This is a genomic window from Caulobacter sp. GSs2, from assembly GCF_058680895.1.
The window spans coordinates 1,272,162-1,286,967 of sequence record NZ_CM178725.1 but is presented as its reverse complement, the minus strand read 5'-3'; the positions used below and the strand labels follow the sequence as shown (position 1 = coordinate 1,286,967).

9 protein-coding genes are annotated in these 14,806 nt (G+C 67.5%); 5 read left to right on the top strand and 4 right to left on the bottom strand.

Features of this window, described 5'->3' with window-relative positions; all coding sequences use genetic code 11:
- The first annotated feature begins 98 nt into the window (after positions 1-98).
- From ACW17Z_RS06265 to ACW17Z_RS06255, 3 genes are all read left to right on the top strand, one after another.
- Entirely contained in the window at positions 99-1,895 is a 1,797-nt protein-coding gene (locus tag ACW17Z_RS06265) for a DUF885 domain-containing protein (RefSeq protein ID WP_492058029.1), read from the top strand.
- A gap of 289 nt (positions 1,896-2,184) precedes the next feature.
- Positions 2,185-4,599: a glycoside hydrolase family 3 N-terminal domain-containing protein gene (locus ACW17Z_RS06260; RefSeq protein WP_492058028.1), complete on the top strand. Its 2,415-nt coding sequence runs from the start codon at positions 2,185-2,187 to the stop codon at positions 4,597-4,599.
- Positions 4,600-4,733: 134 nt separating this feature from the next.
- Positions 4,734-6,659, top strand: coding sequence for a sialate O-acetylesterase (locus tag ACW17Z_RS06255; RefSeq protein ID WP_492058027.1), 1,926 nt, complete (start codon positions 4,734-4,736; stop codon positions 6,657-6,659).
- 128 nt (positions 6,660-6,787) lie between these two features.
- On the opposite strand, the gene ACW17Z_RS06250 is transcribed toward ACW17Z_RS06255, so the two are convergent.
- From ACW17Z_RS06250 to manD, 4 genes are all read right to left on the bottom strand, one after another.
- Positions 6,788-8,065, bottom strand: a complete 1,278-nt coding sequence (locus tag ACW17Z_RS06250) for a hypothetical protein (protein WP_492058026.1) — start codon at positions 8,063-8,065, stop codon at positions 6,788-6,790.
- Entirely contained in the window at positions 8,062-9,216 is a 1,155-nt protein-coding gene (locus tag ACW17Z_RS06245; RefSeq protein ID WP_492058025.1) for a hypothetical protein, read from the bottom strand. Before ACW17Z_RS06245 ends, ACW17Z_RS06250 begins: the two co-directional genes overlap by 4 nt.
- Before the next feature lie 137 nt (positions 9,217-9,353).
- Entirely contained in the window at positions 9,354-10,103 is a 750-nt protein-coding gene (locus ACW17Z_RS06240; RefSeq protein ID WP_492058024.1) for a FadR/GntR family transcriptional regulator, read from the bottom strand.
- A 121-nt stretch (positions 10,104-10,224) separates the two neighbouring features.
- Complete coding sequence (gene manD, locus ACW17Z_RS06235; protein ID WP_492058023.1) at positions 10,225-11,436, bottom strand: D-mannonate dehydratase ManD; 1,212 nt, start codon at positions 11,434-11,436, stop codon at positions 10,225-10,227.
- Between the two features lie 166 nt (positions 11,437-11,602).
- On the opposite strand from manD, the gene ACW17Z_RS06230 reads away from it, so the two are divergent.
- Both ACW17Z_RS06230 and ACW17Z_RS06225 read left to right on the top strand, forming a co-directional pair.
- Complete coding sequence (locus tag ACW17Z_RS06230) at positions 11,603-13,720, top strand: alpha-glucuronidase family glycosyl hydrolase (protein WP_492058022.1); 2,118 nt, start codon at positions 11,603-11,605, stop codon at positions 13,718-13,720.
- 68 nt (positions 13,721-13,788) lie between these two features.
- On the top strand, positions 13,789-14,685 hold the full coding sequence (locus ACW17Z_RS06225) for an alpha/beta fold hydrolase (protein WP_492058021.1): 897 nt from the start codon (positions 13,789-13,791) through the stop codon (positions 14,683-14,685).
- Positions 14,686-14,806 lie beyond the last annotated feature (121 nt).

Below are 14,806 nucleotides of genomic sequence, written 5' to 3'. Positions count from 1 at the left end.
GGCCGCGCTCCGGCTTGACGACATGCCCTCGCCGGGTGACTGATTTGCCCCCGCAAAGCGCGACCGCTGGCGGGATCGTTCAGTCGCAGGGGCCTTTCATGTCGAAGTTTGACCGTCGCCAGATCATGATGGGGGCGGCCGCCACCGCGCTCGCCACCGCGCTTCCGGCCCAGGCCGCTGACGCCCCCAACAGCGCCAAGACCGAGCTCTACAAGCTGTTCGACGCCTTCTTCGACGAGGACCTGTCCGACAGTCCCGAACAGGCCACTAATCTGGGCCTCGACACCGGCGCCCACGCCGATGCGCGCGGCAAGCTCGGCGACCGCTCGATCGCGGGCTGGATCAAGGACCGGGCCCAGCCCGGCCAGCGCGTCCAGCGCCTAAAGGGCATCGACCGTAAGGCGCTCTCCGGCGACGACGCCGTCAACTACGACACCGCCATGTTCCAGTACGAAAGCCGCGCGGCGGTCGCGGGCTTCGACTATGGCGCGATCAGCCGGCCCTATGTGCTGACCCAGTACTACGGGGCCTATTCCTCGACGCCCAGCTTCCTGGACACCAAGCACAAGGTCGAGTCGGCGGCCGACGCCGAGACCTATCTGTCGCGCATGGCCGCCTTCGCCACGGTGCTGGACCAGGAGAGCGAGCGCTTCGCCGCCGACGCCGGCAAGGGCGTGATCCCGGCCGACTTCATGCTGGACAAGGCCATCGCCCAGCTGGGCAAGTTCCGCGCCCTGCCGGCCGACAAGAACGTGCTGGTCGCCTCGCTGGCCCGCCGGGCCAAGCCCTATGGTGACTATGAAGGCAAGGCCGCCGCGCTGCTGGCCGGCACGGTGCACCCGGCGCTCGACCGCCAGATCGAGGTGCTGAAGGCCGCTCGCGCCAAGGCCACGCACGACGCGGGCCTCAACCGTCTGAAGGACGGCGACGCCTATTATGCGGGCCTGCTGAAGATCTACACGACCACCGACATGACCGCCGATCAGGTCCACCGCCTGGGCCTGGAGGAGGGCGCCGAGATCAGCGCCAAGATGGACGCCATCCTCAAGAAGCGCGGCCTGACCCAGGGCAGCGTTGGGGCGCGGGTGGCCTCGCTGAACACCGACCCGACCCAGACCTATCCCAATACCGATGAAGGCCGCGCCCAGATGCTGGCCTATTGCAACAAGCTGATCGCCGACCTGGCGCCCAAGCTGCCGCAGTGGTTCGGCGTCACCCCCAAGACCCCGGTCGAGGTGCGGCGCATCCCGGCCTATACCGAGGCCGGCGCGGCAGGCGGCTATTACGAGCGGCCGGCCCTGGACGGCTCACGGCCGGGCGCCTTCTACATCAATCTGCGCGACACGGCCGATCGTCCGCGCTGGTCGCTGCCGACCCTGACCTATCACGAGGCCGCGCCGGGCCATCACTTCCAGCTGGCCCTGGTGGCGGAAAGCAGCCTGCCGCGCCTGCGCCAGAACATGGGCTTCTCGGCCAATACCGAGGGCTGGGCGCTGTACGCCGAGCAGGTGGCCATGGAGATGGGCGTCTATGACGACGACGAGCTGGGCCTGCTGGGCATGTACCAGGCCCGGCTGTTCCGCGCCGCCCGCTGCGTGGTCGACACCGGCATCCACACCAAGGGCTGGAGCCGCGAAAAGGCCATCGCCTACATGATGGAGACCGGCGGCGAGCCGGAGGGCCGCATCACCAGCGAGGTCGAACGCTACTGCGCCAATCCTGGCCAGGCTTGCTCGTACAAGGTCGGCCACACCGTCTGGGCCAAGGCTCGCGAGCGGACGAAGGCGCGGCTGGGGGCGAAGTTCGACATCCGGCGATTCCACGACACGGGCCTGCTGGTCGGGCCGGTGCCGTTGACGGTGCTGGATCGGGTGATCGACGGGTGGCAGGGGTGATCGCCCCTTCTTGATCCTCTCCCAGAGGGAGAGGAGGGGCCCGCCGCGTAGCGGTGGGAGGTGAGGGGTTACAGCGTCTGACGGCGTGCCGGCCTCCGGGTGAGGGCGTAACCCCTCACCCTCCCACGCCTTCGGCGCGGGCCCCGCCCTCTCCCTCTGGAAGAGGGTTTAGATGAATGAGACCGCTACCATTCTTTTCTTGAGTGGTCTGACAACCTCCCCCATAGTGGTCGGCAAGGCGGCCATACAGCCGTCAACCAACGACGAGACCTCCGGGGAAACGAACCAGATGACACACGCCATCACCCGCCGTCTGTTCGGCGCCAGCCTCGCCGCCATCGCCGCCGCCACCGCGCCGGGCGTCTCGGTCGCCGCCCTGCAGGGCGCAGGCGGCAAGCCGCTCTACAAGGATCCGACTCAGCCGGTCGACGCCCGGGTCAAGGACCTGCTGGGCCGCATGACGATCGAGGAAAAGGCCGCCCAGCTGATCGGCATCTGGCTGACCAAGGCCGCCATCCAGACGCCTGAAGGCGAGTTCTCGGCCGAGGCGGCCGGCAAGAGCTTCCCCAACGGCCTGGGCCAGATCTCGCGTCCGACCGACCGCCGGGGTCTGAAACCCGCCGTCGTGGTCGACGCCGCCGCCGGGGCCGAGGACGGCACCAAGGGCCGCAACGCGCGCGACACCGCCCGCTACACCAATGCCGCCCAGAAGTGGTCGATGGAGAACACCCGCCTGGGCATCCCCATGTTGATGCACGACGAGGCCCTGCACGGCTATGTGGCCCGCGACGCCACAAGCTATCCTCAGGCCATCGCCCTGGCCTCCAGCTTCGACACCGAGCTGGTCGAGAAGATCTTCTCGATGGCCGCCAAGGAGATGCGCGCGCGCGGCTCCAACATGGCCCTGGCTCCTGTAGTCGACGTGGCCCGAGACCCGCGCTGGGGCCGCATCGAGGAGACCTATGGCGAGGATCCGCACCTGTGCGCCGAGATCGGCCTGGCCGCCATCCGCGGCTTCCAGGGCAAGACCCTGCCGCTGGCGAAAGACAAGGTGTTCGTCACCCTCAAGCACATGACCGGCCACGGCCAGCCCGAGAACGGCACCAATGTCGGCCCCGCCCAGATCGCCGAGCGCACCCTGCGCGAGAACTTCTTCCCGCCGTTCGAACGGGCGGTGCAGGAGCTGCCGGTGCGGTCGGTGATGCCCAGCTATAACGAGATCGACGGGGTGCCCTCGCACGCCAGCCACTGGCTGCTGACCGACATCCTGCGCACCGAGTGGGGCTATCAGGGCTCGGTCCAGAGCGACTATTTCGCCATCAAGGAACTGATCTCGCGCCACAAGATGACCGACAGTCTGGCCGACACCGCCGTGATGGCGATCAATGCCGGCGTCGATGTCGAGCTGCCCGACGGTGAGGCCTATGCCCTGCTGCCGCAGCTGGTGAAGGAAGGCCGCGTCTCGCTGGAGAAGGTCGACGCCGCCGTCGCCCGGGTGCTGACGATGAAGTTCGAGGGCGGCTTCTTCGAAAACCCCTATGCCGACGAGAAGACCGCCGAGGCCAAGAACAACACGGCCGAAGCCATCGCCCTGGCCCGTGAAGCCGCCCGCAAGTCGGTGGTGCTGCTGAAGAACGACAAGGGCCTGCTGCCGCTGAACGGCAAGGCGATCAAGCGCATGGCGCTGCTGGGCACTCACGCCCGCGACACCCCGATCGGCGGCTATTCCGACGAGCCCAAGCATGTGGTCTCGCTGCTGGAAGGCCTGACCGCCGAGGCCAAGGCGGCCGGCTTCCAACTCGACTATGCCGAGGCCGTCCGGATCACCGAGCGCCGCGTCTGGGCCGCCGACGAGGTCAAGCTGGTGGATCCGGCCGTCAACGCCAGGCTGATCGCCGAAGCCGTCGAAGTGGCCAGGAACGCCGACGTCGTGGTCATGGTGCTGGGCGACAACGAGCAGACCAGCCGCGAGGCCTGGGCCGACAACCACCTGGGCGACCGCAACGATCTGGACCTGATCGGCCAGCAGAACGACCTGGCCAAGGCGATCTTCGACCTGGGCAAGCCCACCGTGGTGTTCCTGCTCAACGGCCGTCCGCTGTCGATCAACCTGCTGGCGCAGCGCGCCGACGCCATCATCGAGGGCTGGTACCTGGGCGAGCAGACCGGCACGGCCGGCGCCGACATCCTGTTTGGCCGCGCCAATCCAGGCGGCAAGCTGCCCGTTAGCATCGCCCGCAATGTCGGCCAGCTGCCGATCTACTACAACCGCAAGCCCACCTCGCGCCGGGGCTATCTGTTCGACGAGAAGACCAGCCCGCTCTACCCGTTCGGTTTCGGCCTCTCCTACACGACCTTCGACATCGCCGTCCCGCGACTGGCCAAGGCCAGCATCGCCCAGGGTGAGACGGTCAAGGTCGAGGTCGATGTGACCAACACCGGCAAGGTCGCGGGTGATGAAGTCGTGCAGCTCTATGTCCGCGACGTGGCCGCCTCGGTGACCCGTCCGCTGCTCGAGTTGAAGCACTTCAAGCGCGTCACCCTGGCGGCCGGCGCCAAGACCACCGTGACCTTCGAGATCGCGCCGTCGGACCTGTGGTTCTGGAACCTGGAAATGAAGCGCGTGGTCGAGCCGGGCGCCTTCGAGATCATGGTCGGGCCCAATTCGGTGGACCTGAAGAAGACGACGCTGACGGTGGTCTAGAGATGCTCCCCCTCTGGGGGAGCTGTCGCGGAGCGACTGAGGGGGGTCATCTCGGCCAAGGCCGTGCTGGCCCCCTCCGGCCCTTTGGGCCACCTCCCCCAGAGGGGGAGGATCTATTCGGAGGGAGTAACACCATGCGCCGCCTGACCTCGGGCCTGATCCTCGCCGCCCTGCTGGCCAGCCCCGCCGCCGCCCAGGACCTCCTTAACGCCCTGTTCGCCGACCACGCGGTGGTCCAGCGCGACCGCCCGCTGCCGGTGTTCGGAACCGCCAGGCCCGGCGAGGTCGTCAGCGTCGCCTTCGCCGGCAAGACCGCCAGCGCCACCGCCGGTCCGGACGGCGCCTGGCGCCTCGACCTGCCCGCGACGCAGGCGGGCGGTCCGTACGACCTGACCGCCACCACGGCCTCGAAAACCCAGACCGTGCGTGACGTGCTGGCCGGCGATGTCTGGCTGTGCTCGGGCCAGTCGAACATGGAGATGCAGGTCCAGGCCTCCGGCGACGCCTGGAACCAGATCAACAACGGCGCGCCCAACGACGCCATCCGCATGGTGACCATCGAAAAGGCCGACGGCCGCGCGCCCAAAGCCAACTTTGCCAAGTCGCCGGTCTGGAAGCCGACGACGAAGGAGACGGTCGGATCGTTCTCGGCCAGCTGCTTCTACTTCGCCCGCGAGCTGCAGAAGACCCGCAACGTCCCGCTGGGCCTGATCCACGCCTCATGGGGCGGATCGGGGATCGAAGCCTGGATGACGCCGGCGGCGCTGCGCAAGGTCGGCGGCTATGACGAAGCCATCGACACCCTGAACCTGTCCCTGAAGGACCCCGCCGCCGCCAACCGCCGCTGGGGCGAGACGATCAAGGCCTGGTGGGCGCCCAAGCATCCGGGCGAGGCCGCGATCGCGCCCTGGACAGGCGCTGGCGCCTGGACCGAAGCGCCCAAGGACCTCGGGATCTGGGAACGCTGGGGCGTCGCCGAGCTGGCGGCCTTCAACGGCGTGGTCTGGTTCAAGACCGAGGTGACGCTGACCGCCGCCCAGGCTCGGCAGGCCGCGACCCTGAACCTCGGCCAGGTCGACGAGATGGACGCGACCTATCTGAACGGCGTGGGTGTCGGCGCGACCTCGGGGGCGTGGCTCGATCGGTCGTATCCGCTGGCTGCCGGCGCGTTGAAGGCCGGCCGGAACACCATCGTCGTCTCGGCCTATGACACCTATGCCAATGGCGGAATGTACGGAGATCCCTCGAAAAGGGCGTTGGTGCTTGCCGACGGGACGCGCCTGGCGCTGAACGCCTGGACCTATCGCATCGAGCCCCGTGTCGGCGCCGATCCGCCCCGTGCGCCGTGGGACACCCTGGCCGGGGTCTCGACCCTCTATAACGGCATGCTGGCGCCCATGGGGCCTTACGCCTACGGCGGACTGGCCTGGTATCAGGGCGAGACCAATGTCGGCCGCGACCAGACCTATGCGGCCCTGCAGACGGCCTTCGTCGCCGAGCGCCGCGCGGGCATAGCGCCGGACATGCCGGTCGTTATCGCCCAGTTGGCCAGCTATGGCGCGTTCGCGACAACGCCCGGCGCCTTTGGCACGGCCGCCCTGCGCGAGGCCCAGCGCCGCGCTGTCGCCGCCGACGCTCATGCGGGCCTGGCCGTGACGACCGACATCGGCGACCCCTTCGACATCCACCCCGCCAACAAGCAGGAGGTCGGCCGCCGCCTGGCCCTGGCCGCCCGCCGCATCGCCGGCGAGGCCGTGACCACGGGGCCGGCGCCGGTCTCGGCCAAACGGGTCGGGGACACGGTCGTCGTGGGCTTCGACCAGATCGGGGGGACGCTGGTCTCGCGCGGCTCGGACCGGGTGATTGGCTTCGAGCTCTGCGACGCCGCCAAGGCCTGCCGCTGGGCCGACGCCCGGATCGACAGGGCGAGCGTGGTGCTGACCGCTCCAGCCGGCGCTGAGGCCGCCAAGGTGCGGTTCGCCTGGGCCGACAGCCCGACGTTCAACCTCTTCGACAGCGCGGGCCTGCCGGCCGTGCCGTTCGAGATGGATGTGAACTGAGCCTTGCTTCCGCTCTCCCCGACCGCCGCCTGCGGCCGGGGGAGAGCGGCTATCTGGGGTCGGTGGAGAGCGTGCGGCGGTAGAGGCGGTCGGGCTGCGAGACCGCCGATGGGCTGGACGCCCAGGTGTCAGGTCTTCTCGCAGGACGGCAGTTTGAACAGGCAGGCGGCGCTTTTCCATTTCGGCGCGAAACGCGAGAGGTCCACCGAGATCGCGAAGGTGTCGTCATGGCCGCCCACGTTCAGTTTTGTTCGTGTCCAGACCACGTTGAGTGGAATTCCGGACACGTCGAAGGGGGTGCGGACCAGGGCGCCATATCCCCAGTTCCTGGCGTCGCTCCGCTGGCGATAGGCGGCGACGGCCGAGATCCCCATCTCGTTGGCGCGCGCATAGGACTTCCGATCGTAGTCCCAGCGGCTCCAGCCAACGACCTCGACGACGTTGACGATCGTGTCGGCGCCATTGACATCCTTGAGCGCCAGGCCCGGCGAGGGGTGCAGCAGCGTCAAGGCGTGGCCGGGCGGCTCCTGCCAGCCCTCGGTGTCGGGGCGGTGGCTAGCATAGAGGACACTGTTCACCGTCAGCTCCCAGGGCAGCTGCGCGCGCCCCTTGCCCCCTCCGAAGTGATAGGCGTCCCATCGACCAACCAGGCCTTCGAGCCGCGTGATGGCGGTGTCGAAATTGTCGCGCGTGGCGACCATGAAGCCGCGCTCGAGGGCGTCAAACAGCGGCCAGAGGGAAATGACGCGCGCGACTTCCTCTTCGCAGGTCGCGCAGGGCGTATTGGCGGCCAGCACATCGGCCTCGATGTCGCTGTAGGGCGTCTCGGCCTGCACCCGTCTGGCCAGCGGGGTGTCGGGGGCCGACGCGTCGAGCACCAGCCGCGTCAGACTGACCCCAACGCCGGGCTTGACGCCGAAGCTGCCGTTCTCGGGCTTCCACCAATAGGCGTTGGCCCGGCTGTAGTGATCCTCTGGAATGAGGCGGATGGCCTCCGTCTTGCCAAGCTTGAACAGCTGCAGTTCGCCGTGCCGAGCCTCGGCGGCCAGCAGGCCGCGGCAGGAGGGCTTTTCGGACTGGGGCGCGCAGCCATAGGCGATACGCGTCTCGGCCAGGCCCTGTTCAATGGCGTTCAGCATGGCTTCGAAGGTCGGCGAAGGCTCCGGCAGTGTCAGGGGCGCGCATTTGCCGCCCAGTTCGCCGGCCTCATCCCGCAGCGCCTGCACGGCCTGATTGGCGCTGGGCGTCGAGGGCAGGGCCGTAAAGGCGCCCGAAAGGCAGGTCTCCCGCGCCTTGCTCAGAACCGCACCGGTAAAGGCGGCGGGTTCGGCGAAGGCCGACGGCGCCAGACCGGCAAGGGCCAGGCTGGCGACCAGCAGCAGGCGGGTCACAGACGACCGGATCATGATTGGAACCCCTTCAGCTTGCCGAGCAGGGTGGGCAGAAGCTTGGCGACCTCTTCCTTGGTCGTCGGCAAGGGCGTGTCTCCCAGCGCGCCTTCCAGCCGCTGCCGAACCTCCTGCTCCAGCTTCTGGCGCAGGTGGTCGCCCACGGTATCGCGAACCAGCGTCTCGTTGGCGTCGCGCACGGCGCTTTCGAGATTGGAGGATTCGGACGGCAACCGGCCGCGTAGCCTGGGCCACAGCTGGGCCACGACCTTGGGCTGGCGCATGTAGTGACTGAAGCCATGCGGCACGATCGAGGCCAGTTTGTCGAAATTGTTCCAGTCCTGAGCCCAGTCGATGAACTCGTCGGCCAGATAGTAGCCCGACAGTCCCGTCAGCGGCACGTAACCGGGCGCATCGACCCATTTCGGATCCGAGGGCTGAAAGGGGCGAATCCGGCAGAACGGATCCAGGGTGTGGCTGCAATTGAGATAGTGCCCCACGCCCAGCGGGCCCGAGGGGACCAGACGGTCGCTGTAGGCGGCTTGCGGCGGTGACAGCGCCCGCGCCACGTTGGCGGCCATGCAGATGACCTTGGGCGGCACAAGCGCCGCGTTGAGCTCCGGATCCTGGCTGGCCTCGGCCAAAAGCGCGGGGATGGCGTTGTTGATCACCGCCGTGCCGAGCGAGTGGGCCAGGATGCTCCAGTTATCCAGCGTCAGGGCCTGGTGATGCCGGCGCAGGGCGTCAAGGATCTGCTTGGCGACGTGAGGGTGGATCGCATCCTTCAGGAGTGGAGAGGTGTAGAGCAGAACGTCCGCGACATGGGTCCAGAGAAAGGACTTGTCAGTGTTGCCCTTGAAGAAGTCGGTGATCTTTCCTGCGACGCCACTGTCGAGGCCGAAGGCTTTCCAGGTGCCGGCCTGATATTCCCAGTCGGTGCGGTAGTGCTCCAGCCAGCTGTCGAACTCTATGGTCTCGATGACGAAGCGATCATCGAAATCCACGCCCCTGCCCAGCTTCGGATCATTCTTGATGAAGGTGTCATAGACATCGACGAGGCTTTTGCTGGCTTCCTGGAACCAGCCCTTGGCGTCCTGGACCCACTTGCCATCCTTGAACGTCCCGTAGGAGCCCATGCCGTGCACGAGGAAAAGGATGTGCTTGCCCATGACCACCCCCCGAACCCAAACCGATCATTCGCGGAACGGTGTTCTGTGGGAGCCTCTCACAAGCTTCACATCAATGCAATCGTGACGGTAGTGGGGGCGGTGTTCTCTTGCAGCGCGCGCCCACTCCAGCGGGCTGGCTAGATCGCCACCCGCTTGGCGATCGCGTCGCGCCGCGTGCTGGTTTCCTGCTTGGCGCGCTGGACGGCCTCGGTCTCGGTGGCGTGCAGCAGGTGCTCGATCACCCGCTCCAGGTGGTCGCGCATCGCCTGCCGCGCAGCGGCGGGGTCGCGGGCCTTCAGGGCCTCGAACACCCGGCGGTGTTCGTTGATGCGGGGTTCCAGGCCCATGCCGCGGGCGCGGGCCAGGATGTTGCGGGCCAGGGGCGAGCGGTTGCGCCAGTCCCACAGGTTCTCGATGGTGGCGATGATCGCGCCGTTGCCGGTGGCGCGGGCGATGATCATGTGGAACTCGCGGTCGGCGTCCTCGCCGGTGATTTCCTCTTCCTCGTGCATCCGCACCATCAGGGCCTCCAGCTGGGCCAGCTGGGCGTCGTCAATCGAGGTGGCGGCCAGGGCGGCGGCCTCGCCCTCGAACAGGCGGCGGGCCTCGATCAGCTCGAAGGCGCCGATCTCGAAGTCGATCTCGTGGGTCGGGGCGGCAGGGCGGGCATTGCTGGTGACATAGATGCCCAGGCCGTGTCGGGCCTCGATCATGCCCAGCATTTCCAGGGCGATCATCGCCTCGCGCAGGGTGGGGCGGCTGACCCCGAACTGCTCGGCCAGTTCGCGCTCGGTCGGCAGGCGGTCGCCGAGCTTGTAGTGCCCGGCCTCGATGGCGTCGGCCACGGTGTCGGCGATGCGGCGGTAGAGCTTGACGTTGTCGGCCATGGACAGTGCTTCTAATCTCGGGTGGCGAGGACGCCGGTTCAGATCTGTTGCACCTCAAGTATCACGCAGATTCTCGACCTTCGCTCGCCCTTTTCCCGTAGCGGCGGTTTGCCGATCCGTTTCACCAGTCATGCATCGCGCCGTCTTCGCGGCGGGCCACCGGCAGATAGGCGCGCTTGTAGGGATGGCCGGCCGCCAGGGTTTCGTCGATATCCACGCCCAGGCCCGGCGCCTCGCCCGGATGCAGCATGCCGTCCTCGAAGGTGTAGGCATGGGGGAACACCGCGTCGGTCTCGGGCGTGTGGCGCATGTATTCCTGGATGCCGAAATTGGGGATCGACAGGTCGAAGTGCAGGGCTGCGGCCATGCTGATCGGCGACAGGTCGGTCGCCCCGTGGCAGCCGGTGCGGACGTTGTAGAGGTCGGCGAAGCCGGCGATCTTGCGCAGGTGGGTAATGCCGCCGGCATGCACCACGGTGGCGCGGATATAGTCGATCAGCTGTTCCTGGATCAGGGTCTTGCAGTCCCAGATCGAATTGAACACCTCGCCCACGGCCAGAGGGGTGGTGGTGTGCTGACGCACCAGCCGGAAATTCTCCTGGTTCTCGGCCGGGGTGCAGTCTTCCAGCCAGAAGGGACGATAGGGCTCCAGGTCCTTGCCCAGACGGCCAGCCTCGATCGGGGTCAGGCGGTGATGGACGTCGTGTAGCAGGTGGATGTCCCAGCCCAGCCGCTCGCGGGCGGCCTTGAACAGTTCGGGCGCGGCCCTCAGATATTTCTCGGTCGACCAGATGGTTTCCTTGGGCAGGTCGCTGTCGGCCGGTTCGTAGAAGAACTTGTCCTTGGAGACGCCGTAGGTCCCCTTCATGCCGGGCACGCCCGACTGCAGGCGGATGGCCTTGTAGCCCTGCTGCGCATAGGCGGCGGCGTTGGTCAGGGTCTCGTCGATCGTCTCGCCATTGGCGTGGCCATAGACCATGACGCTCGAGCGGCAGGCCCCGCCCAGCAGCTGATACAGGGGCAGGCCGGCGACCTTGCCCTTGATGTCCCACAGCGCCATGTCGACCGCCGCGATGGCCGACATCGTCACCGGGCCGCGACGCCAGTAGGCGCCCTTGTAGAGATACTGCCAGATGTCCTCGATCGTGTGCGCGTCGCGGCCGATCAGGCAGGGGATGACATGTTCGGTCAGGTAGGCCTCGACCGCCAGCTCGCGTCCGTTCAGCGTGGCGTCGCCGACGCCGTAGGTCCCGTCCTCGGTCACGATCTTCAGCGTGACGAAGTTGCGCCCTGGGCAGGTGACGATGGTCTTGGCGGCGATGATCTTGGACATGACCCTCGGTTTAACGGTGGGGAATGGGTTGTCAACCCAGTGGTCAGACCACTACATGTAGGCGTGTCGACCTCTTGGCGGAATTTGTGTCCGGGAGGTTCAAGGCCACCGATCTCCCCGGCGAAAACCGGGAAGAGCGGATGAAAATAGTCTGGGGAGTGAACTGATGCGGCTACTTGCGATCCTCACCGGCCTAATGCTGCTGACGGCTCCCGTCGCCCATGCCGAGGATGGCCATGATCTGTGGCTGCGCTATCGACCCGTTGAGGCCACGGCAGGCTATGCGCCTGCCGTCATCGCGCCCGTCGCCGACACCCCGACCCTGAAGGTGGCCCGGGCCGAGCTGGAACGCGGTCTCACCGGCTTGGTCGGTGCGCCCTCAGCGCAGGCGGGCCGCGTCATCCTGATCGGCACGCCGGAAAGCTCGCCTGCCATAGCCAGGCTGGCCCTGCCGCTGCAGGCCGCCGGCAACGAGGGCTATCTGATCCGCACCCTGAGCGTGGACGGCAAGGCGACCACGGTGATCGCCGCCAACCGCGACGTCGGCGCCCTCTATGGCGTCTACCGCTACCTGTCGCTGATCCAGACCCGCCAGCCTGTGGATAACTTGAACATCGCGTCCGCTCCCAAGGTCCGCTTGCGGATGCTCAACCACTGGGACAACCTGGATCGCAGCGTCGAGCGCGGCTATGCGGGCCAGTCGATCTGGGACTGGTGGAAGCTGCCGGCCTACAGCGCCGACCCGCGCTATGTCGACTATGCCCGCGCCAACGCCTCGATCGGCGTCAACGGCACGGTTCTGAACAACGTCAACGCCAAGTCCGTCAGCCTGACTGCGCCCTGGATCGCCAAGGCCGGGGCCCTGGCGGACGTGTTCCGTCCCTATGGCATCAAGGTCTATCTGACGGCGCGCTTTTCCTCGCCCATCGAGATCGGCGGCCTGAAGACCGCCGATCCGCGCGACCCGGCCGTGAAGGCGTTCTGGAAGGCCAAGGCCGACGAGATCTACAAGGTCATTCCCGACTTCGGCGGCTTCCTCGTGAAAGCCAATTCCGAGGGGCAGCCCGGTCCCCAGGACTATGGCGCGACCCACGTGGACGGCGCCAACACGCTGGCCGACGCCATCGGATCGCGCGGCGTCGTGATCTGGCGGGCCTTTGTCTATTCGCACGAGCAGCCTGACGATCGCGCCAAGCAGGGCTACTCGGAGTTCAAGCCGTTCGACGGCCAGTTCCGCGACAATGTGGTGATCCAGGTCAAGAACGGCGCGATCGACTTCCAGCCGCGCGAGCCTTTCCACCCGCTGTTCGGGGCCATGCCCAAATCCAACCTCGGCATGGAGTTCCAGATCACCAAGGAATATCTCGGCTTCGCCACCCACCTGGCCTATCTGGGCCCGATGTACGAGGAGACCCTGCGGGCCGACACCTTCGCCAAGGGCAAGGGCTCGACGGTGGCCAAGGTGGTCGAGGGCGCGCTGGACGGTCGCAAGCTGACCGTCATGGCCGGCGTGGCCAATATCGGCGTGGACAGCAACTGGAGCGGCTCGCACTTCGACCAGGCCAACTGGTACGTCTTTGGCCGGCTGGCCTGGGATCCCGAAGCTTCCAGCCGCGATATCGCCGCCGACTGGGCCAGGATGACCTTCAGCAACGATAAGCGCTTCGTGACGCCGGTCGTCGACATGATGATGAGTTCGCGCGAGACCGTGGTCGACTACATGACGCCGCTGGGCCTGCACCATCAGATGGGCCGCAGCCACCACTATGGCCCGGGTCCCTGGGTCAGCGGCGGCGAGCGCGCCGACTGGACCAGCGTCTACTACGCCAAGGCCGGGCCGGGCGGGGTCGGCTTTGACCGCACCGCCAAGGGCAGCAACGCGGTGGCGCAATATGCGGCCCCGGTCGGGGCCTGTTTCGCTGATCTCAACTGCGTCGACGAGAAGGACCTGCTGTGGTTCCACCACCTGCCGTGGGACTATCGCCTGAAGTCGGGTCAGACCCTGTGGGACGGCCTGGTCACCCACTATTCGCGCGGCGTGGCCGGGGTGGACGCCATGGGCGAGACCTGGGGCGACATGGCCCCCTATGTCGATGCCGAGCGCCACGCTCAGGTCGCCGCCTTCCTGAAGATCCAGCGCAGCGAGGCCCAGTGGTGGCGCGACGCCTCGGTGTCCTGGTTCCAGACCTTCTCGCAGCGCCCGCTGCCGGCGGGCGAAAACGCGCCGCCGCTGTCGCTGGAGGCCTATCAGGCGATGAGCTTCCCCTACGCGCCGGGAATCTAGGCGGCCCAACAACTGTTTGACCCGCTTCACCGCGTCCGTAAGCTCCCCGCAAAAGGGAGCAGACGCAAATGGCCAGGGTCGCCGCCAACGGTATCGAGATCGAATATGACGTGCATGGCCACGACGACGGCGAGCCGCTGTTGCTGGTCATGGGCCTGGGCCAGCAACTGACGCGCTGGCCGATGGAGATCGTCGAGCAACTGGTGGGCGAGGGCTTTCGGGTTGTCCGCTTCGACAATCGCGACATCGGCCTGTCCACCTGGCTCGACGAAGCCGGCGCGCCGGACATGCCGGCGGTGTTCACGGCCATAGCGGGCGGCCGCAAGCCGGACGTTCCTTACCTGCTCGAAGACATGGCCGACGACGCCGCGGGTCTGCTCGACGCCCTGGGCATTGAGCGCGCCCACGTGGCCGGGGTCTCGATGGGCGGCATGATCGGCCAGACGCTGGCGGCGCGACATTCGGCCAAGGTGCTGTCACTGGTCTCGGTGATGTCGACCACCGGCAATCCGGCATTGCCGCCGGCGGCGCCCGAGGCGCTGGCGATCCTGTATGTCCGCCCCGAGGCGACCGATATCGACAGCCTGACCGACCACGCCCTGAAGGCTCAGATCGTCATCCAGAGCCCGGCCTGGCCGGTCGACCCGGCCCTTGAACGCCCCAAGCTGAAGGCCGCCATCGAACGAGCCCACCATCCCGTCGGCATGGCGCGCCAGATGTGCGCCGTGATCGGGTCCGGCGACCGCCGCGAGGCCCTGAAGACCATCACGGCGCCGACCATCGTCTTGCATGGCGACGCCGATCCTCTGGTCCGCCTGGAAGGTGGCCGGGACACCGCCGCGACGATCCCGGGCGCGGAGATGCGGATCATCGAGGGCATGGGCCACGACATGCCCCAGGGCGTTCACGCCGCCTTCGTCGCGGCTGTGGTCGCGGCGGCGGCCCGGGCGCGGGCGTCCGCCTAGGCGCGCTCGCCGCATAAAAAACGGCGCATTCCGGGAGGGGAATGCGCCGCGAATATCACGCGGCCCTGGGAAGGCGGGGCGCGCGAAAGGTGGTGAGGGGAGAAAGGCCCGCCGCGGCGTG